Origin of the sequence: Escherichia coli (genome assembly GCF_036503815.1) — a bacterium.
Classification (GTDB): Bacteria; Pseudomonadota; Gammaproteobacteria; order Enterobacterales; family Enterobacteriaceae; genus Escherichia; species Escherichia coli_F.
On the sequence record NZ_AP027764.1, the window covers coordinates 3245045 to 3265690 of the forward strand.

A 20646-nucleotide genomic window follows, 5' to 3' on the forward strand; every position below is an offset into this window, starting at 1 on the left:
GTTGCTTATTGCAAATCCGCGTCTTCAAAGCTGAAACCGGTGTCTGGCATGATCCAAAAACCGGTCAGGTTTTTACTGTGTGCCGACACCAGTTTTTCTACCACCAGCGGGATCCACGGCGACTCTTGCCAGATGATATCCTGCGCCGCCTTATACAAGCGCGCCTTTTCCGCCGGATCGTTGGTTTTCAGCGCCTGGGCAAGCTCGTCATCCACCTGCTTATTGCTGTAAAACGCAGTATTAAACAGCGTCGGCGGCCAGTTCTGCGAGGCAAACAGCGGCGATAGCGCCCAGTCAGCTTCACCAGTCGAGGCCGACCAGCCAGTGTAGAACATTCTCACGCCGCTCTCTTTTTGCCCTTTACCTTCAACTTCTGCCGCCCGCTGCCCGGCATCCATCGCAGTCACCTGGGCTTTAATCCCGACCTGCGCTAACTGCTGCTGGGTAAATTGCAGCACTTTCTGCGCGGTGCTGTGGTTATGTGACGACCACAGCGTGGTGCTGAAACCGTTGGGATATCCCGCCTCTTTCAGTAATTCGCGCGCTTTCACTGGATCGTAAGGCCACGGTTTATAACTTTGCGCGTAGGCGATACTCGGCGGTACCACACCAGTAGCTGGCGTTGCATAGCCCGCGAAGGCTACTTTCACCAGCGCCGGGCGGTTAATGGCGTAATTCAGCGCCTCACGGACCTTCGGGTTATCGAACGGCTTTTGCGTCACGTTCATACTGATATAACGCTGCATAATTGACGGACTGGCCATCAACTCGATATTTTTGTTTTTCTCCAGCAGTGCGGCCTGCTCGTAGGGAATGGGGAAAGCAAACTGCGCTTCACCGGTTTGCAGCATTGCCGCGCGGGTGTTGTTATCCGCCACCGGACGCCAGGTTATGCTGTCCAGTTTGGGCAATCCTGGCTGCCAGTAACCCGCGAATTTTTTCACTTTCACAAAATCGGTCTGATTCCAGGTATCCAGTTCATACGGCCCGGTTCCCACCGGATGAAAACCAATATCCTTGCCATATTTTTCCAGCGCTGCCGGTGAAATCATCGCGGTCGCCGGATGGGCAAGAATATTAATAAACGCTGAAAACGGCTGTTTGAGGGTAATCTTTACCGTTGTCGGATCGATCGCTTCCGTTTTGGCAATATTCTTATACAGGTTATAGCGTTTAAGATGATTCGCCGGATCGCTGGCCCGGTCCAGATTCGCTTTTACCGCCGCTGCGTTGAAATCGGTGCCATCCTGGAATTTAATTCCTTCCCGCAGTTTCACGGTGTAAGTAAGGCCGTCATCGGAAACGGTATAACTCTCCGCCAGCACGTTTTTCAGTTTCATCTCTTTATCGAGACCGAACAGCCCCTGGTAAAACGATTTCGCTACGGCCTGAGATAACGTGTCATTCGCGTCATATGGATCGAGCGTGGTGAAGTTCGATCCTACCGCCACCACCACATCTTTGGCAGCGAATGCACAAGATGCCATCAACGCTGTCGCAATGCCCAGCGCCACTAACCCACTACGGTGTACAGCTCTTGCCATTTTATTCTCCGCCTGAATGTTATCTACGCATGAATGCGTATTCTGATTGTGGTTGTGCGACGTAATGCCCCGGCCCGACGCATTGCAACGAGACGACTGCAACCTCTTCGCCACGCAGATGAATATTGCTGGGAAGATCGTCCGACAGCAGTACACGCTGCGGTCGTTGTCGGGACGGTTCAGCGACCGGAACTGCCGCCAGTAATTTACGCGTATAAGGATGCTGCGGGTTTTCAAAGACCGCGCGCCGTGGACCAATTTCAACAATTTGTCCGAGATACATCACCGCCACACGATGACTAATCCGCTCTACCACGGCCATATCGTGGGAGATAAACAGATACGCAATGCCGAAATCACGCTGGAGATCGAGCAACAAGTTGATAATCTGCCCGCGAATAGATACATCCAGCGCTGATACGGCTTCGTCGGCAATGATCACTTTTGGATTCAATGCCAACGCGCGAGCAATGCAGATGCGCTGTCGCTGACCGCCGGAAAACTCATGCGGGTAACGCCACGCATGTTCAGGTAACAGACCCACGCGCTCCAGCAACCACGCAACGCGTGCAGCCGCTTCTTTACCTTGCAATAAACCGTGTACGCGCAACGGTTCGATAATCGAATCACCGATGGTCTGACGTGGGTCCAGCGAAGCGTAAGGGTCCTGAAAAATAAACTGAATATCGCGACGCAATGCCTGAAGTTTGCCGGGTGAAAGGGTATCGATTCGCTGACCGTTAAAGATAATTTCGCCGCCCTGCGATTCGACCAGGCGCAGCAACGCCCGCCCGGTAGTGGATTTACCGCTGCCAGACTCACCCACCAGCGATAGCGTTTCGCCAGGCCAGAGATCAAAACTGACTTTCTCAACGGCATGCACTTCCCGCGTTACGCGATTCAACAAACCGCTGCGCAAAGGGAAACGGGTGACCAGATTACGCACCCGTAAAACAGGTTCGCCATCCACCACCGTTTTCTGCTCGATGGGTGGCTCCTGTTTCGCTGGATGTTCAAGCGATATCAATGGGAAACGTCGTGGATAATCTAACCCTTTCATCGCACCAAGTTGCGGAACAGCAGCTAACAGCGCACGGGTATAAGGATGTTGCGGTGCATTAAAAATCTGTTCGACGCTACCCGTTTCCACCGCCTCGCCCTGATACATCACCAGTACCCGATCGGCAATCTCTGCCACCACACCCATATCGTGAGTGATAAAGATAACGCCCATCGACATCTCTTTTTGCAATACTTTGATTAATTGCAGGATCTGCGCCTGAATAGTGACATCCAGCGCGGTGGTTGGCTCATCGGCAATCAGCACCGCCGGGCGGCATGACAGTGCCATCGCAATCATCACTCGCTGGCGCATCCCGCCAGAGAGTTGATGCGGATAACGTGAAAGAATGGTTTGTGCCTCCGGAATGCGTACCTGGTCCAGCATCCGCTTCGCCTCGACCATTGCTTCTTCACGACTGGCGTTTTGATGCAGACGAATTGATTCGGCAATCTGTTCACCCACAGTAAATACCGGGTTCAGCGATGTCATCGGCTCCTGAAATATCATTGCCATATCCGCACCGCGCACATGGCGCATTTGTGCAGCGCTCTGCTCGCTAAGTTCAATCACCTCACGACTGCGCCGCCGCAACAGCATTTGATCGCACTGCACTAAACCGCCCGCCTGTTCCAACAGGCGCATCAATGCCAGCGCAGTCACTGACTTACCGGAGCCGGATTCGCCAACAATTGCCAGCGTCTCACCACGTTGTAGGCTAAAAGAGAGATTGCGGACCGCAGCTATTTTCTGCTGGTCCTGCCTAAAGGCAATATTCAGATTTTCAACCGCCAGCACATCACCGGCATCAAGTTCATCACTGTGTGGCAACGGTGTCCCCTTTTTCACGGTAGATACCGGTGGTTGGCGTATCGCCTGCGTAGCCCCAGGCGCGATACATTCCTTCGGTGTTAAACGGTAGCGCGACGTTACCTTCATGGTCGATAGCGATTAAGCCACCGCTACCGCCAAGTGCAGGGAGTTTTTCCATTACTACCCGCTCGCAGGCTTCCGCGAGACTTAATCCGCCGTAATCCATTAACGCGGCGATGTCATATGCCGCCAGCGCGCGGATGAAGACTTCGCCCGTGCCGGTACAAGAAACCGCCACACTGGCGTTATTGGCGTAGCATCCGGCGCCCACTAAGGGACTATCGCCAACTCGTCCGGGTAATTTATTGGTCATTCCGCCCGTGGACGTGGCTGCCGCCAGATTGCCGTTTAAATCCAGCGCCACGGCACCCACGGTGCCCATTTTCTGTTTTTCATCCAGTGGCGCACCGCTATGGTCGAGAACCGTTGCCCCTTCCTCGCGCGCTGCCAGGAGTTGTTCATAGCGCAAAGGAGTGGAGAAAATCTCCGGCGAGACGCGCTCCATGCCATGAGCAAACGCAAAATTTTCTGCCCCTTCGCCAATCATCATCACATGCGGGCTTTGCTCCATCACCAGCCGGGCAGCAAGAACCGGATTACGCAGATGACTCACGCCCGCCACCGCACCGGCTTTCAAGGTGTTACCATCCATCACACAGGCGTCGAGTTCATGCGTTTCATCTCGCGTAAAGACTGCGCCAATTCCGGCGTTAAACAGTGGACACTCTTCCAGTAGACGCACCGTTTCCGTCACCACATCCAGCGCACTTTCGCCCGCTTCCAGCATTTTCTGCCCGGTTTCAACAATGGCAGACAGCGCCTCGATGTAGCGTAATTCCTGTTGCAGACTCATCTGCGCGCGGCTAATTGCACCTGCGCCGCCATGAATTGCAATGACTGCTTTGCCCATAGTATTCGTCCATTAAGGGTGGCTCGCCACTTTTGCTATAAATATCAGAATTTTTATGAATTACTCATTCAATTTTTGAATATAGAAAGATGGATATGGCATGTAAAGGCAGGAGCCAGCGCTACGCCCGAGGTGGCATACAGTCTGTGGCGTTTTTCTGACATAATAGGCAAATTCGATTTTGCCTCCGCAGGAGTGTTTTCATGGAATTTACCACCGGATTGATGTCGCTCGACACCGCGCTTAATGAGATGCTTTCTCGCGTTACCCCACTGACCGCCCAGGAAACGCTGCCACTGGTACAGTGTTTTGGTCGTATTCTGGCGAGCGATGTCGTTTCGCCACTGGATGTCCCGGGGTTTGATAACTCCGCTATGGACGGCTACGCGGTGCGTTTAGCCGATATCGCCTCCGGGCAACCGCTGCCCGTTGCCGGTAAATCCTTTGCCGGTCAGCCGTACCATGGTGAATGGCCTGCGGGTACCTGCATTCGTATTATGACCGGTGCGCCGGTGCCGGAAGGCTGCGAAGCGGTGGTGATGCAGGAACAGACCGAACAGACTGACGCTGGCGTGCGTTTTACTGCTGAAGTGCGTAGCGGGCAAAATATTCGCCGTCGCGGTGAAGATATCTCTGCGGGTGCGGTTGTTTTCCCAGCGGGAACACGCCTGACTACCGCAGAGCTGCCAGTAATTGCTTCACTGGGGATTGCCGAAGTTCCGGTGATTCGTAAAGTGCGTGTAGCGCTGTTTTCTACCGGTGATGAACTCCAGTTGCCAGGCCAGCCGCTGGGCGACGGCCAAATCTACGATACCAACCGTCTCGCCGTACACCTGATGTTAGAACAGCTGGGATGCGAGGTAATCAACTTAGGGATTATCCGCGACGATCCCCATGCCCTGCGCGCCGCATTTATTGAAGCTGATAGCCAGGCAGATGTGGTGATCAGTTCCGGCGGTGTATCGGTTGGTGAAGCGGATTACACCAAAACCATTCTCGAAGAGTTGGGCGAAATCGCCTTCTGGAAGCTGGCGATCAAACCGGGTAAACCGTTCGCGTTCGGTAAACTCAGTAATAGCTGGTTCTGCGGCCTGCCGGGTAATCCGGTTTCAGCAACGCTGACCTTCTATCAACTGGTACAGCCGTTACTGGCAAAATTGAGCGGCAACACCGCCAGCGGCCTGCCAGTGCGTCAGCGCGTACGCACGGCTTCTCGCCTCAAGAAAACGCCTGGTCGCCTTGATTTCCAACGCGGTGTGCTGCAACGCAACGCCGACGGCGAGCTGGAAGTCACCACCACCGGGCATCAGGGCTCACATATATTTAGCTCCTTTAGCCTCGGCAACTGCTTTATCGTACTGGAACGCGAGCGCGGCAATGTAGAAGCGGGCGAATGGGTGGAAGTAGAACCGTTTAACGCGTTGTTCGGAGGCCTGTAATGGCAGAACTCAGCGATCAGGAGATGCTGCGCTACAACCGGCAAATCATTCTGCGTGGTTTTGATTTTGACGGTCAGGAAGCATTAAAAGATTCTCGCGTGCTGGTCGTCGGGCTGGGTGGGCTCGGCTGCGCGGCCTCGCAATATCTGGCAAGCGCCGGTGTCGGCAACCTGACGCTGCTCGACTTCGACGCGGTTTCGCTTTCAAATCTGCAACGCCAGACACTGCATAGTGATGCCACGGTCGGGCAACCGAAGGTGGAATCCGCCCGAGACGCACTGGCGCGGATCAATCCACATATCGCGATTACGCCGGTAAATGCGTTGCTTGATGACGCGGAGCTTGCTGCGTTGATTGCTGAACACAATCTGGTGCTCGACTGCACGGATAACGTTGCGGTACGCAATCAACTGAACGCAGGCTGTTTTGCCGCGAAGGTGCCGCTGGTTTCCGGCGCGGCAATTCGCATGGAAGGTCAAATCACGGTCTTCACTTATCAGGACGGCGAGCCTTGCTACCGCTGCCTTAGCCGTTTGTTTGGCGAGAACGCGTTAACCTGCGTAGAAGCAGGCGTGATGGCACCGTTGATCGGCGTAATTGGTTCGTTGCAGGCAATGGAAGCGATCAAACTGCTGGCAGGTTATGGCAAACCTGCCAGCGGCAAAATCATTATGTACGATGCGATGACTTGCCAGTTTCGCGAAATGAAACTGATGCGTAATCCGGGGTGCGAGGTGTGCGGGCAGTAATTGCCACCTCCAGGTCTGATAAGACGCGGCAAGCATCGGTGCACTCCGCCACGTCACCAGCAATTTATGAGGATGCAGAACGTCCGGTTAAATCGACGTTCTGCCAAACGCTCCCTGCCAGTCCTGCTCAAACTTCGCCACAGCGGCATCAACTGCCGGATAGCTAATCATCTGCTGCGCCACATCCAGTGGCAGCGTGATTGATTCACATCCTGCCAGTAAGCAGTCCAGCGCCTGACGCGGGGTTTTAAAACTCGCGGCTAACACTTTCGCCTGCGGCGCATGCATTTTCAATAACTGGTGTAAATCGGTCACAGTTTGAATACCGCTACCGCCCTGAGCATCTATTCGGTTGACGTAAGGTGCAACGTACTCCGCACCTGCCAGCGCCGACAGCAGCCCTTGTGCCGCGCCATACACTGCCGTACCCAGCGTCGGAATCCCTTCTGCTTTTAACATTTTAATAGCAGCCAGCCCCTCGGCAGTCACCGGGACTTTCACCACGATATCCGCAATGATAGAACGCAGTTTACGTGCATCATTCACCATCCCTTCGGCAGTGGTAGCCATCACCTGGGCAAACAGACGCCCCTGACCGCCCATCGCTTCGTGAAGCTCCGGAAGTACCACCTCCAGCGGTTTTTTACCCGCAGCGATAATACTTGGGTTAGTCGTCACACCCGCCAGCGGAAAAATACGTGACAGCGCCTTCACCGCAACAACGTCTGAAGTATCCAGATACAGTTCCATAACCATCCTCAAAATGTACTTTTTGTCTGAATGTAGACTATCACGGGAAAACTCTCTGAACAGTTGACGCACATCAATCAAACTTTCATTCGAAAGTATTTTAATGTTTGAACGAAACAGAGAGGCAACTATGATTTTCAATATTCAGCGCTACTCGACCCATGACGGCCCCGGTATCCGCACGGTCGTTTTTCTTAAAGGCTGTTCACTGGGCTGCCGCTGGTGTCAGAACCCAGAAAGCCGCGCCCGCACGCAGGATCTTCTGTATGACGCACGTCTGTGTCTGGAAGGCTGCGAGCTGTGCGCTAAGACCGCGCCGGAAGTGATTGAGCGCGCGCTGAATGGTTTGCTTATTCATCGGGAAAAGTTAACCCCGGAGCATCTGACGGCGTTAACCGACTGCTGCCCGACACAGGCGTTAACCGTGTGTGGTGAAGTGAAAAGCGTTGAGGAGATCATGGCGACCGTTCTGCGCGACAAACCGTTTTACGATCGCAGCGGCGGCGGCTTAACGCTTTCCGGTGGTGAGCCGTTTATGCAGCCGGAAATGGCGATGGGGCTACTGCAAACCAGCCACGAAGCCGGTATTCATACTGCGGTAGAAACCTGTCTGCATGTGCCGTGGAAATACATCGCCCCTTCTCTGCCGTATATCGATCTGTTTCTTGCCGATTTAAAACACGTTGCCGACGTGCCGTTTAAACAGTGGACCGACGGTAACGCCGCCAGAGTGCTGGATAACCTGAAAAAACTCGCAGCGGCGGGGAAAAAAATCATCATCCGCGTGCCGTTGATTCAGGGCTTTAATGCCGATGAAACCTCTGTGAAAGCCATTACCGATTTTGCCGCCGACGAGCTGCACGTCGGCGAAATTCATTTCCTGCCCTACCACACGCTGGGCATTAACAAATATCACTTACTTAATCTGCCCTATGACGCCCCGGAAAAACCGCTTGATGCGCCAGAACTGCTCGACTTTGCCCAGCAGTATGCCTGCCAGAAAGGGTTAACCGCGACCTTACGAGGATAACAACCATGACCACACTGAAACTGGACACGCTCAGCGACCGCATTAAAGCGCACAAAAATGCACTGGTGAATATTGTGAAACCGCCGGTCTGTACCGAGCGCGCGCAGCACTATACCGAGATGTATCAACAACATCTCGATAAGCCGATCCCGGTACGTCGCGCTCTGGCGCTGGCCCATCACCTGGCGAATCGCACTATTTGGATCAAGCACGATGAGTTGATCATCGGCAACCAGGCAAGCGAAGTTCGCGCCGCGCCGATCTTCCCGGAATATACCGTCTCCTGGATCGAAAAAGAGATTGATGATCTGGCGGATCGTCCGGGTGCAGGTTTTGCGGTGAGCGAAGAGAACAAACGCGTTCTGCATGAAGTGTGCCCGTGGTGGCGCGGTCAGACCGTACAGGATCGCTGCTATGGCATGTTTACCGATGAGCAAAAAGGCCTGCTGGCGACCGGTATCATTAAAGCGGAAGGTAATATGACCTCCGGCGATGCGCACCTGGCGGTCAATTTCCCGCTGTTGCTGGAAAAAGGGCTTGATGGTCTGCGCGAGAAAGTGGCGGAGCGCCGCTCGCGTATTAACCTGACCGTGCTGGAAGATCTGCACGGCGAGCAGTTCCTGAAAGCGATTGATATCGTGTTGGTGGCGGTCAGTGAACATATTGAACGTTTCGCTGCCCTGGCGCGTGAAATGGCCGCTACCGAACCCCGCGAAAGCCGTCGCGATGAACTGCTGGCGATGGCCGAAAACTGCGACCTTATCGCCCACCAGCCGCCGCAGACTTTCTGGCAGGCGCTGCAACTGTGCTACTTCATCCAGTTGATTTTGCAGATTGAATCTAACGGTCACTCGGTATCGTTTGGTCGTATGGACCAGTATCTCTACCCGTACTATCGCCGCGACGTTGAACTGAACCAGACGCTGGATCGCGAACACGCCATCGAGATGCTGCATAGCTGCTGGTTAAAATTGCTGGAAGTGAACAAGATCCGCTCCGGCTCACACTCAAAAGCCTCTGCGGGAAGTCCGCTGTATCAGAACGTCACCATTGGCGGGCAAAATCTGGTTGATGGTCAACCAATGGACGCGGTGAATCCACTCTCTTACGCGATCCTCGAATCCTGCGGTCGCCTGCGTTCCACTCAGCCTAACCTCAGCGTGCGTTACCATGCAGGAATGAGCAACGATTTCCTCGACGCCTGTGTGCAGGTGATCCGCTGCGGCTTCGGGATGCCGGCGTTCAACAACGACGAAATTGTCATCCCGGAATTTATTAAACTCGGTATTGAACCGCAGGACGCTTACGACTACGCAGCGATTGGTTGTATCGAAACCGCCGTCGGTGGCAAATGGGGCTATCGCTGCACCGGGATGAGCTTTATCAACTTCGCCCGCGTGATGCTGGCGGCGCTGGAAGGCGGTCGTGATGCCACCAGCGGCAAAGTGTTCCTGCCACAAGAAAAAGCGTTGTCAGCGGGTAACTTCAACAACTTCGATGAAGTGATGGACGCGTGGGACACGCAAATCCGTTACTACACCCGTAAATCAATCGAAATCGAATATGTCGTCGACACCATGCTGGAAGAGAACGTGCACGATATTCTCTGCTCGGCGCTGGTGGATGACTGTATTGAGCGAGCGAAAAGCATTAAACAAGGCGGCGCGAAGTATGACTGGGTTTCTGGCCTGCAGGTCGGCATTGCTAACCTCGGCAACAGCCTGGCGGCAGTGAAGAAACTGGTGTTTGAACAGGGCGCGATTGGTCAGCAACAACTGGCTGCCGCACTGGCGGATGACTTCGACGGCCTGACGCACGAGCAGTTGCGTCAGCGGCTGATTAACGGCGCGCCGAAGTACGGCAACGACGATGATACTGTCGATACGCTGCTGGCTCGCGCTTATCAAACCTATATCGACGAACTGAAGCAGTACCATAACCCGCGCTACGGTCGTGGTCCGATTGGCGGCAACTATTATGCGGGCACATCGTCTATCTCCGCTAACGTACCGTTTGGCGCGCAGACTATGGCAACGCCGGACGGACGTAAAGCACATACCCCGCTGGCAGAAGGCGCTAGTCCGGCCTCCGGTACTGACCATCTCGGCCCAACGGCGGTCATTGGCTCGGTGGGTAAACTGCCTACGGCAGCGATTCTCGGCGGCGTGTTGCTCAACCAGAAACTGAATCCGGCAACGCTGGAGAACGAATCTGACAAGCAGAAACTGATGATCCTGCTACGTACCTTCTTTGAGGTGCATAAAGGCTGGCATATTCAGTACAACATTGTTTCCCGCGAAACATTGCTGGAGGCGAAGAAACATCCGGATCAATACCGCGATCTGGTGGTACGCGTAGCGGGTTATTCCGCCTTCTTCACCGCGCTCTCTCCAGACGCACAGGACGATATCATCGCCCGTACCGAACACATGCTGTAATCCCCTCAGCCCGGCGGCGTCGTCGCCGGGCCAAATCATTCACATCATCAATTCCGCTCTCACTTTCATTCGAAATATAATTTGTGCTCTGCGTCACATTGTTATTACACTGTTACGGTTTCATTTTCGAGCCAGGAGCACACCTATGAGCGTAAAAGTTATCGTCACAGACATGGACGGTACTTTTCTTAACGACGCCAAAACGTACAACCAACCACGTTTTATGGCGCAGTATCAGGAACTTAAAAAGCGCGGCATTGAGTTCGTTGTCGCCAGCGGTAATCAGTATTACCAGCTTATTTCGTTCTTTCCTGAGCTAAAGGATGAGATCTCTTTTGTCGCGGAAAACGGCGCACTGGTTTACGAACATGGCAAGCAGTTGTTCCACGGCGAATTAACCCGACATGAATCGCGGATTGTTATTGGCGAATTGCTAAAAGATAAGCAACTCAATTTTGTCGCCTGCGGTCTGCAAAGTGCATATGTCAGCGAAAATGCCCCCGAAGCATTTGTCGCACTGATGGCAAAACACTACCATCGCCTGAAACCTGTAAAAGATTATCAGGAGATTGACGATGTGCTGTTTAAATTTTCGCTCAACCTGCCAGATGAGCAGATCCCCTTGGTCGTCGACAAACTGCACGTTGCGCTCGACGGCATTATGAAGCCGGTTACCAGTGGTTTTGGCTTTATCGACCTGATTATTCCTGGCCTGCATAAAGCGAATGGTATTTCGCGGTTACTGAAACGCTGGGATCTGTCACCGCAAAATGTGGTAGCGATTGGCGACAGCGGTAACGATGCGGAGATGCTGAAAATGGCGCGTTATTCCTTTGCGATGGGCAATGCTGCGGAAAACATTAAACAAATCTCCCGTTACGCTACCGATGATAATAATCATGAAGGCGCGCTGAATGTGATTCAGGCGGTGCTGGATAACACCGCTCCTTTCAATAAGTAACCTTTTCCCGGCCGGAGCAATCGTTCCGGCATCTCTCTTTTTTGCTCACTTTGTGCACTTACTCAAGATTTTCATCTTGCGTTAACTTATTTTTAACTTAAAGTATCAATCATAACTATTTTTACTTTCGAACGAAAGTTGTGAGGTTGATATGACTTTTACCTATGAGACACTGCCAACAGATGCGAAAACGGCTATCCGTAAGATGAAAACGGAGCTGCGACAACAGATCGGCGATGTACAACAGGTCTTCGATAAACTCTCTGCAAAAATCGAAGCACGTGTAGCAGAAATAGACGCCCTCAAAGGGCAAGGATTACCGGTTTGGCCGGAAGTCCCATATAGCGACGTTGCAGCAGGTACAGTGAGTGAAGCCACGCGCAATGAAATTAAACGTCGCGGCTGTGCAGTAATTAAAGGCCATTTCCCCCGCGAACAGGCACTGGCATGGGATCGCGCAATGCTTGACTATCTTGATGCCAATCATTTTGATGATGTTTATAAAGGTCCCGGCGACAGCTTCTTTGGATCGCTGGAGGCATCTCGTCCTGAAATCTACCCTATTTACTGGTCGCAGGCACAAATGCAGGCGCGACAAAGTGACAATATGGCGGCGGTGCAATCTTTCCTTAACCGCCTGTGGAAGTCTGAAAGCAACGGCAGGCAGTGGTTTGATCCCGATATTAGCGTGATCTATCCGGACAGGATCCGCCGCCGCCCACCAGGCACGACGTCTAAAGGTCTGGGTGCACACACTGATTCTGGGGCGCTGGAACGTTGGTTATTACCCGCTTATCAGCGTGTTTTTGCCCATGTTTTCAACGGTAATGTCGACGATTACGATCCGTGGGATGCTGCATACCGTACTGATGTTGAAGAGTACACGGTGGATAACACCACAAAATGTTCGGTGTTCCGCACTTTTCAAGGCTGGACGGCGCTTTCCGATATGTTACCAGGACAGGGATTATTGCATGTGGTGCCAATCCCGGAAGCGATGGCGTATGTTTTATTGCGCCCACTGCTGGATGACGTACCGGACGATGAGTTGTGTGGGGTCGCTCCTGGCAAAGTTCTGCCCATTTCAGAGAAATGGCATCCACTACTGATTAAAGCACTCACTTCCATTCCAGCTATTACAGCGGGGGATTCCGTCTGGTGGCACTGCGACGTGATCCACTCCGTCGCATCGGTAAATAATCAACAAGGCTGGGGGAATGTGATGTATATCCCTGCCGCGCCGATGTGTGAGAAAAACCGGGCTTATGCGCATAACGTCAGGAAAGCACTGGAAAAAGGGGCATCACCGGGCGATTTCCCTCGAGAAGATTATGAAGCAAACTGGGATGGCCGATTTACGCTGGATGATCTGAACATTCACGGTAAGCGCGCGCTGGGCATGGATGTTTGAGAGGTGATGGATTAGTAGAAGTGAATTGATGTGAGGTTAAGAAAGCAGGTTCGGTGTTGCTCTGATTGCTGACAAAGTGCGCTTTGTTCATGACGGATGCGGCGTTAACGCCTTATCCGGTCTACAAAGTCCTGAAAATTCAATATATTGTGGTACACTGTCAGGCCTGATAAGCGTAGCGCATCAGGCAATTTTGCATTTGTCATCAGTTTCAGTAGCCCTGACCCTATCAGGGCTACTGATAATAACTTACTCGATCCCTTTACTACGCAGGTAATCTTCGTAATTACCGCTAAAGTCGATCACGCGTTCCGGGGTGATTTCCAGAATGCGAGTCGCCAGCGAGCTTACAAACTCACGGTCGTGAGAAACAAAGATCAGCGTTCCCTGATACAATTCCAGCGCCATGTTCAGCGACTCGATAGATTCCATATCCAGGTGGTTGGTCGGTTCGTCCATGATCAGAATATTCGGCTTCTGCATCATTACCTTACCAAACAGCATCCGCCCTTTTTCTCCACCGGAAAGCACTTTCGCTGGCTTTTTGATGTCGTCCTGGCTGAACAGCAAACGACCGAGAATGCTGCGTACCGCCTGCTCGTCATCGCCTTCCTGCTTCCACTGACTCATCCATTCGAATACGGTCAGATCATTTTCGAACTCATATTCGTGGTCCTGGGCGTAGTAACCAATGCGCGCGTTTTCAGACCATTTTACGGTGCCGCTGTCCGGTTGCAGATCGCCCACCAGCGTTTTCAGCAGCGTTGATTTACCGACGCCGTTGGTACCCAGTACCGCCAGTTTTTCACCCACTTCCAGCAGCAGGTTGAGATTTTTAAACAGGGGACCGTTATCAAACCCTTTGGTCAGACCTTCCACTTCCAGCGCGTTACGGAACAGTTTCTTATCCTGTTCAAAACGGATGAACGGGTTCTGACGGCTGGAGGCTTTCACCTCTTCAAGTTTGATTTTATCAATCTGGCGTGCGCGCGAAGTTGCCTGGCGAGATTTCGAGGCGTTGGCACTAAAGCGGCTAACGAAAGATTGCAACTCAGCAATCTGCGCTTTCTTCTTGGCGTTATCAGCCAGCAGACGTTCACGCGCCTGAGTCGCCGCCGTCATGTACTCATCGTAGTTGCCCGGATAAACGCGCAGTTCACCGTAATCCAGATCCGCCATGTGGGTACAAACCATGTTAAGGAAGTGACGGTCGTGCGAGATGATGATCATGGTGCTGTCACGCTCGTTCAGCACCTGTTCCAGCCAACGAATGGTGTCGATGTCGAGGTTGTTGGTCGGTTCGTCGAGCAGGAGAATGTCCGGATCAGCAAACAGCGCCTGCGCCAGCAGCACACGCAGCTTCCAGCCAGGAGCAACTTCACTCATCGGGCCGTAGTGTTGTTCCACTGGAATTCCCACGCCAAGCAACAGTTCACCGGCGCGAGCTTCCGCAGAGTAACCGTCCATTTCGCCGTATTTCACTTCCAGATCGGCCACTTTATAGCCGTCTTCTTCACTCATTTCCGGCAAAGCATAGATGCGGTCGCGCTCCTGCTTCACTTCCCACAACTCTTTATGCCCCATGATCACCGTATCCAGCACGGTGAACTCTTCAAAGGCAAACTGATCCTGACGCAATTTACCAATGCGCTCGTTGGGATCGAGGGAAACGTTACCCAGCGTCGGCTCTAAGTCGCCGCCGAGGATCTTCATAAAGGTGGATTTACCACTACCGTTCGCGCCAATCAGGCCGTAACGGTTGCCGCCGCCAAACTTGACGGAAATGTTTTCAAACAACGGCTTACTGCCGAACTGCATGGTGACGTTACTGGAAACTAACACAGGCGTATCCTGAAAAGAGATATGACAAACCGCATATTATGCCATAAGTCTGAAAGAAGATCCCGTCCCCCGCTTAAGGTCTACACTCTTCCCAAAGGCAAAAAATGTGATTTCGTACACATCTGATTTCACTGTGAGCTGGAATGAACTTATAATGCGCTTCCAATACTCTAATATTCTCAACCCAATGGCCTGCCAGGCACTAAATCTCGCTTAACATGAATATGAAATTGAAAACATTATTCGCAGCGGCCTTCGCTGTTGTCGGCTTTTGCAGTACCGCCTCTGCGGTAACTTATCCTCTGCCAACCGACGGGAGTCGCCTGGTTGGTCAGAATCAGGTGATCACCATTCCTGAAGGTAACACTCAGCCGCTGGAGTATTTTGCCGCCGAGTACCAGATGGGTCTTTCCAACATGATGGAAGCTAACCCGGGTGTGGATACCTTCCTGCCGAAAGGCGGTACTGTACTGAACATTCCGCAGCAGCTGATCCTGCCGGATACCGTTCATGAAGGCATTGTCATTAACAGCGCAGAGATGCGTCTCTATTACTATCCGAAAGGCAGCAACACCGTTATCGTGCTGCCCATCGGCATTGGTCAGTTAGGCAAAGACACGCCTATCAACTGGACCACCAAAGTTGAGCGTAAAAAAGCAGGCCCTACCTGGACGCCGACCGCCAAAATGCACGCAGAGTACCGCGCTGCGGGCGAACCGCTTCCGGCTGTCGTTCCGGCAGGTCCGGATAACCCGATGGGGCTGTATGCACTCTACATCGGTCGCCTGTACGCTATCCATGGCACCAACGCCAACTTCGGTATCGGTCTGCGTGTAAGTCATGGCTGTGTGCGTCTACGTAACGAAGACATCAAATTCCTGTTCGAGAAAGTACCGGTCGGTACTCGCGTACAGTTTATTGATGAGCCGGTAAAAGCGACCACCGAGCCTGACGGCAGCCGTTATATTGAAGTCCATAACCCGCTGTCTACCACCGAAGCCCAGTTTGAAGGTCAGGAAATTGTGCCAATTACCCTGACCAAGAGCGTGCAGACAGTGACCGGTCAGCCAGATGTTGACCAGGTTGTTCTGGATGAAGCGATCAAAAATCGTTCCGGGATGCCGGTTCGTCTGAATTAATCGTCAAAACGTAAAACAGAGGCGGACTCATCATCCGCCTTTTTTATTTGCCAGACCCTACCAGGCCGGGAGCATAACGAATAAAACGTATCCCACCAGCGCCGCCCACAACAGCATCGGTATTGAATAGAGATGGAAACGCCACCAGATACGGCGATCGTTTGCCATCCGTAACGCAATCAAATTTGCCAGCGATCCGGGTAATAAACCAAAGCCACCCACGTTTACCGCCCATGCCAGTAATAAAGACGGTGGCACATAATTGAGCAGCAAAATCGTGCTCGGCACGTTACTGATCACCTGCGATAAACCAATCGCCGTTAACCATAATCCGGGTTCGGATAAATGACTCACGTTACTTAACACCCCATGCAAAGCTGGCAGTTGGGTCAGTAAATGGACGTCGATAAACATCGCCATAAATACCAGCAGCAGAGTCCAGTCCACGCTGATCACCACGCGACGAGCCAGCAGCGCAAAGCCCGCCGCTACAATCACCAGTCCCCACAGCTCTTGTTTTAACTCCAGCGCCGTCAGAAAGACGATATACAGCCCCAGACAACTCCACACCAGCCGCGGTTTCCACTCAGGTGTTTGCGCCCCCGTATGATATTGCAGCGCCTTTCCAGGGAAACAACACCAGCACAGTAGCAGGAGTGTCAGCATCATTGCGCCAGCCAGCGGTGCCATTTGGGCAATAAACCCGGCAAACGAAAGACCAGAACGACCCCAGATAAGAATATTTTGCGGGTTGCCAATCGGCGTCAGTAGCGAACCCGCATTGACTGCCAGCGCCTCAAAAATAATCAGTCGATTAACCGGGATCTCACACAGTCTTTTTAGTGTGATTGTCAGCGGAACAACAATAAACAGCGCGACATCGTTGGTCAGAAAGGTAGAAAGTAGCGCCGCCGCCAGCACCATAAACATCGCCAGCCGTCGCTCCGTAGCAAAGCGGCGCACCATTTTGCGCCCCAGCACATCAAAATAACCGCTTAACTCCACACCTTTGGTCAGCAGCATCAGACCGCTTAAGGTGATGATGGTGTGCCAGTCGATAGCAGCAAGCCAGGATTTCGGTGCAAAGGGAACGAAAAAACTTAATCCGATGCCAACAAGAATTAATAACTGAAAAAAGCGATCGCCTTGCAGCGTGCGTAAAAAAGGCAGGCTCATTTGGCACCGTGTTTCTGGGTAAACAAACGAAAGGCATCCAGCGTCTCTTCACTGACATGGTGCTCCATGCCTTCCGCGTCGCGACGAGCGATTTCCGGGCTGACGCCCAACACCAACAAGAAATTTTCGACTATCTGATGTCGCTCGCGGCTTTCCTGCGCCAGCTTCTCTCCTTCTGCCGTTAAAAACACGCCACGCCAGGGGATCATTTCAATCAGCCCCATGGTTGCCAGTCGCTTAAGCATTTTAGCCACCGTCGGTTGCGAAACGCCCAGACGAGCAGCCATGTCCACCTGACGAGCTTCCCCCACTTCCCTGATCAAGTCAGAAATCAGCTCAACGTAATCATCAATAAGCTCGCGCCGATGCGCCTCTCTGACCTGGCGGAACCCTTCAACGTGCTCTTCCACGTTCACTAACTGCGTCACTTTTTTTGCTGTTGGCGTACCTGCGCGACGACTCATTGTGCTTCCTCATTATGGTGACGCATACATAGCGTTCTCATTTCGTGCGCACATTGTAAACCAGAGTTGCGAAGGTACAAAAAATTAACGTTTTAGCAATAGCTATATAATATAGCCTGTGCTATATCTGTATGTAATGCAATCATCCCTCAAGGATCGACGGGATTAGCAAGTCAGGAGGTCTTATGAATGAGTTCAAGAGGTGTATGCGCGTGTTTAGTCATTCTCCCTTTAAAGTACGGTTAATGCTGCTCTCTATGTTGTGCGATATGGTCAACCACAAACCGCAGCAAGATAAACCTTCCGATAAATAGCGGCGTCGCGGTACGCCGCCTCACTCTTGTTTTCATACAGGTATAACGTGTTTGGCCTGAAAACCCCACTTTTTGTCGGATTTGCAATCCCCTTCGCAAAAGATTTGTTCGTCAGTAGTTGACCTTAACGGCTGCTCGCTCTATCTTCTTGCAGCCCTGCGTATATTGCGGCTCGCGGATGCGGACCCTTTTCCCCTCTTCACGCACTCTTGCAGGTATTGACCCTTGACGCCAGGGTAAGCACATGGCGTTTGTTACGATAGTGGCATATGAATTTAACCCTCAAAGAATCGCTTGTTACCCGTAGCCGGGTATTTAGCCCGTGGACTGCGTTCTACTTTTTACAGTCGCTATTAATTAACCTCGGCTTAGGTTACCCCTTCAGTTTGCTATACACCGCCGCATTTACGGCTATTTTGCTTTTGCTATGGCGAACATTGCCTCGCGTACAAAAAGTTCTGGTCGGTGTCAGTTCGCTGGTGGCAGCTTGTTATTTCCCTTTTGCTCAGGCCTACGGCGCGCCTAACTTCAATACATTGCTGGCATTGCACTCCACCAATATGGAAGAGTCGACCGAAATCCTGACGATTTTTCCGTGGTATAGCTACCTGGTCGGCTTATTTATTTTTGCACTCGGCGTAATAGCAATCAGGCGGAAAAAAGAGAGCGAAAAAGCGCGCTGGAATACCTTCGACAGCCTGTGTCTGGTATTCAGTGTGGCGACATTTTTTGTTGCTCCCATGCAAAACCTGGCCTGGGGCGGCGTATTTAAACTGAAAGATACTGGCTATCCGGTATTTCGTTTTGCTAAGGATGTCATCGTCAATAATAACGAGGTGATTGAAGAGCAAGAACGGATGGCAAAACTTTCCGGAATGAAAGATACCTGGACGGTCACTGCCGTTAAGCCGAAATATCAGACCTATGTGGTGGTGATCGGTGAAAGTGCGCGTCGCGATGCCCTCGGTGCCTTTGGCGGTCACTGGGATAATACCCCGTTTGCCAGCAGCGTTAACGGTTTGCTTTTTGCTGACTACATTGCTGCCAGTGGCTCCACGCAGAAATCGCTTGGCTTAACACTCAATCGCGTAGTCGATGGCAAACCACAGTTTCAGGATAACTTTGTCACCCTGGCAAATCGCGCGGGCTTTCAGACGTGGTGGTTTTCCAATCAGGGCCAAATCGGAGAATACGATACCGCCATCGCCAGCATCGCCAAACGGGCAGATGAAGTGTATTTCCTGAAAGACGGTAATTTTGAAGCAGATAAAAACACGAAAGACGAAGCGTTACTGGATATGACCGCTCAAGTGCTGGCGCAAGAACACTCGCAACCGCAACTGATTGTTTTACATCTGATGGGCTCACATCCGCAGGCCTGCGACCGGACACAAGGCAAATACGAAACCTTTGTGCAATCGAAAGAAACGTCATGCTATCTCTATACCATGACACAAACGGACGATTTGTTGCGTAAGCTGTACGACCAGTTACGCAATAGCGGCAGCAGCTTCTCGCTGGTTTACTTTGCGGACCACGGTCTGGCCTTTAAAGAACGCGGCAAAGACGTGCAATACCTTGCCCATGATGATAAGTATCAGCAAAATTTCCAGGTGCCTTTTATGGTCATTTCGAGCGACGATAAAGCGCATCGGGTGATTAAAGCCCGCCGTTCAGCCAATGACTTTTTAGGCTTTTTCTCGCAGTGGACGGGAATTAAAGCGAAGGAAATTAACATCAAATACCCGTTTATATCTGAGAAGAAAGCCGGGCCGATATACATCACCAACTTCCAGTTACAGAAGGTAGATTACAACCATCTCGCAACCGATATTTTCGACCCGAAACCTTAAAAACAAAAATCCGCCCCGAGAGGCGGATTTTTTATATCACCGAAGTGATTAGAAGCGGTAACCAACACCGGCAATCCAGGTGCCTACGTCAACGCTACGAATACGGCTCTGCTCGTAAGAGAAGTCCAGAGCAACGTTTTCCATCGGGTTAAACTGCAGACCTGCACCGTAGGAGAAACCGTAGTCGCTGGTGTCGTGTTTGTAGGTCGGGTATTCAGTGGTCTGGAATTTACCATAACCCACACCCACTACACCGTAGATGCTTGCCCAGTCGTTAATGCGGTAAGCCGGACCAGCAGTGATGCCGTAGTACTGGTTTTTGTTGTAGTCACCAGAGCTTGCAGTACGGCTTTTCTCGGTGTAAGTGAAAGAACCGATCACACCCAGCGGGCTGTTGTCTTCTTCATAGCGGTATTTCAGGTTGAAACCGCCCATTTTGTTCATTTGGCCCTGAGCGTCGCTCTGTGCGTAACCGCCAGTTACGGTAGAAGTCGCAGCTACGGAAGTACCTGCGGTGAAAGCTAGAACTGCGGCCAGTGCTGAAAGACATGCAATTTTTTTCATAACCACCTCAAATGTGATTCAAATAAGTCCTAAGTTTTAAATATATCAAAAATTAATGGGAAACTCTTCGCGATTTATGATGTCTAACGGGCCATTTCATGTAACAGAACGTTTCCATACACCGCTATC

General features: G+C 52.1%; 18 protein-coding genes. 9 read left to right on the forward strand and 9 right to left on the reverse strand.

Features of this window, described 5'->3' with window-relative positions:
- Positions 1–5: 5 nt before the first annotated feature.
- The 3 genes from gsiB to iaaA are packed head-to-tail and all read right to left on the reverse strand — an operon-like array spanning position 6 to position 4387.
- Complete coding sequence (gsiB, locus tag AABJ99_RS15575; protein WP_039020436.1) at positions 6–1544, reverse strand: glutathione ABC transporter substrate-binding protein GsiB; 1539 nt, start codon at positions 1542–1544, stop codon at positions 6–8.
- A gap of 19 nt (positions 1545–1563) precedes the next feature.
- Complete coding sequence (gsiA, locus tag AABJ99_RS15580) at positions 1564–3435, reverse strand: glutathione ABC transporter ATP-binding protein GsiA (RefSeq protein WP_039020435.1); 1872 nt, start codon at positions 3433–3435, stop codon at positions 1564–1566.
- Positions 3422–4387, reverse strand: a complete 966-nt coding sequence (iaaA, locus tag AABJ99_RS15585) for a beta-aspartyl-peptidase (protein ID WP_039020434.1) — start codon at positions 4385–4387, stop codon at positions 3422–3424. Before iaaA ends, gsiA begins: the two co-directional genes overlap by 14 nt.
- Positions 4388–4590: 203 nt before the next feature.
- Between iaaA and moeA the strand changes: the two genes are divergently transcribed.
- Entirely contained in the window at positions 4591–5826 is a 1236-nt protein-coding gene (gene moeA / locus AABJ99_RS15590) for a molybdopterin molybdotransferase MoeA (protein ID WP_039020433.1), read from the forward strand.
- A complete protein-coding gene (gene moeB, locus AABJ99_RS15595) occupies positions 5826–6575 on the forward strand; it encodes a molybdopterin-synthase adenylyltransferase MoeB (protein ID WP_039020432.1) in 750 nt (249 codons plus the stop codon). Before moeA ends, moeB begins: the two co-directional genes overlap by 1 nt.
- 87 nt (positions 6576–6662) lie before the next feature.
- Here moeB and fsa read toward each other — a convergent pair whose 3' ends face one another.
- Positions 6663–7325, reverse strand: coding sequence for a fructose-6-phosphate aldolase (gene fsa / locus AABJ99_RS15600; protein WP_001305948.1), 663 nt, complete (start codon positions 7323–7325; stop codon positions 6663–6665).
- Positions 7326–7455: 130 nt separating this feature from the next.
- Between fsa and ybiY the strand changes: the two genes are divergently transcribed.
- The 4 genes from ybiY to AABJ99_RS15620 all read left to right on the forward strand — a co-directional run bounded on the left by ybiY (position 7456) and on the right by AABJ99_RS15620 (position 13165).
- Positions 7456–8355, forward strand: a complete 900-nt coding sequence (gene ybiY, locus AABJ99_RS15605) for a glycyl-radical enzyme activating protein (protein WP_039020431.1) — start codon at positions 7456–7458, stop codon at positions 8353–8355.
- A 5-nt stretch (positions 8356–8360) separates the two neighbouring features.
- Positions 8361–10793, forward strand: a complete 2433-nt coding sequence (ybiW, locus tag AABJ99_RS15610) for a glycyl radical protein (protein WP_000209386.1) — start codon at positions 8361–8363, stop codon at positions 10791–10793.
- A gap of 145 nt (positions 10794–10938) precedes the next feature.
- Positions 10939–11754: a sugar-phosphatase YbiV gene (ybiV, locus tag AABJ99_RS15615; protein WP_039020430.1), complete on the forward strand. Its 816-nt coding sequence runs from the start codon at positions 10939–10941 to the stop codon at positions 11752–11754.
- Between the two features lie 151 nt (positions 11755–11905).
- A complete protein-coding gene (locus AABJ99_RS15620) occupies positions 11906–13165 on the forward strand; it encodes a DUF1479 domain-containing protein (protein ID WP_160524341.1) in 1260 nt (419 codons plus the stop codon).
- Between the two features lie 249 nt (positions 13166–13414).
- On the opposite strand, the gene ybiT is transcribed toward AABJ99_RS15620, so the two are convergent.
- On the reverse strand, positions 13415–15007 hold the full coding sequence (ybiT, locus tag AABJ99_RS15625; protein WP_338387371.1) for an ABC-F family ATPase: 1593 nt from the start codon (positions 15005–15007) through the stop codon (positions 13415–13417).
- Between the two features lie 218 nt (positions 15008–15225).
- Here ybiT and ldtB point away from each other — a divergent pair, with 218 nt between their 5' ends.
- The gene (gene ldtB, locus AABJ99_RS15630) at positions 15226–16146 is read left to right on the forward strand and encodes a L,D-transpeptidase (RefSeq protein WP_001056376.1); all 921 of its coding nucleotides are present in this window, start codon (positions 15226–15228) and stop codon (positions 16144–16146) included.
- Positions 16147–16203: 57 nt separating this feature from the next.
- Here the strand turns inward: ldtB and ybiR are convergent, their stop codons facing one another.
- Both ybiR and mntR read right to left on the reverse strand, forming a co-directional pair.
- The gene (gene ybiR, locus AABJ99_RS15635) at positions 16204–17322 is read right to left on the reverse strand and encodes an anion transporter (protein WP_039021127.1); all 1119 of its coding nucleotides are present in this window, start codon (positions 17320–17322) and stop codon (positions 16204–16206) included.
- Complete coding sequence (mntR, locus tag AABJ99_RS15640) at positions 17319–17786, reverse strand: manganese-binding transcriptional regulator MntR (RefSeq protein WP_000091016.1); 468 nt, start codon at positions 17784–17786, stop codon at positions 17319–17321. Before mntR ends, ybiR begins: the two co-directional genes overlap by 4 nt.
- A 185-nt stretch (positions 17787–17971) precedes the next feature.
- Between mntR and mntS the strand changes: the two genes are divergently transcribed.
- Positions 17972–18100: a manganase accumulation protein MntS gene (mntS, locus tag AABJ99_RS15645; RefSeq protein WP_039021128.1), complete on the forward strand. Its 129-nt coding sequence runs from the start codon at positions 17972–17974 to the stop codon at positions 18098–18100.
- A gap of 269 nt (positions 18101–18369) precedes the next feature.
- Complete coding sequence (opgE, locus tag AABJ99_RS15650) at positions 18370–19953, forward strand: phosphoethanolamine transferase (RefSeq protein WP_039021129.1); 1584 nt, start codon at positions 18370–18372, stop codon at positions 19951–19953.
- Positions 19954–20001: 48 nt separating this feature from the next.
- Here the strand turns inward: opgE and ompX are convergent, their stop codons facing one another.
- Positions 20002–20517 (reverse strand): outer membrane protein OmpX, encoded by a 516-nt coding sequence (gene ompX / locus AABJ99_RS15655; protein WP_001295296.1) that lies wholly within the window; start codon positions 20515–20517, stop codon positions 20002–20004.
- 52 nt (positions 20518–20569) lie between these two features.
- Positions 20570–20635, reverse strand: coding sequence for a protein YliM (locus AABJ99_RS15660; protein WP_120795379.1), 66 nt, complete (start codon positions 20633–20635; stop codon positions 20570–20572).
- Positions 20636–20646 lie beyond the last annotated feature (11 nt).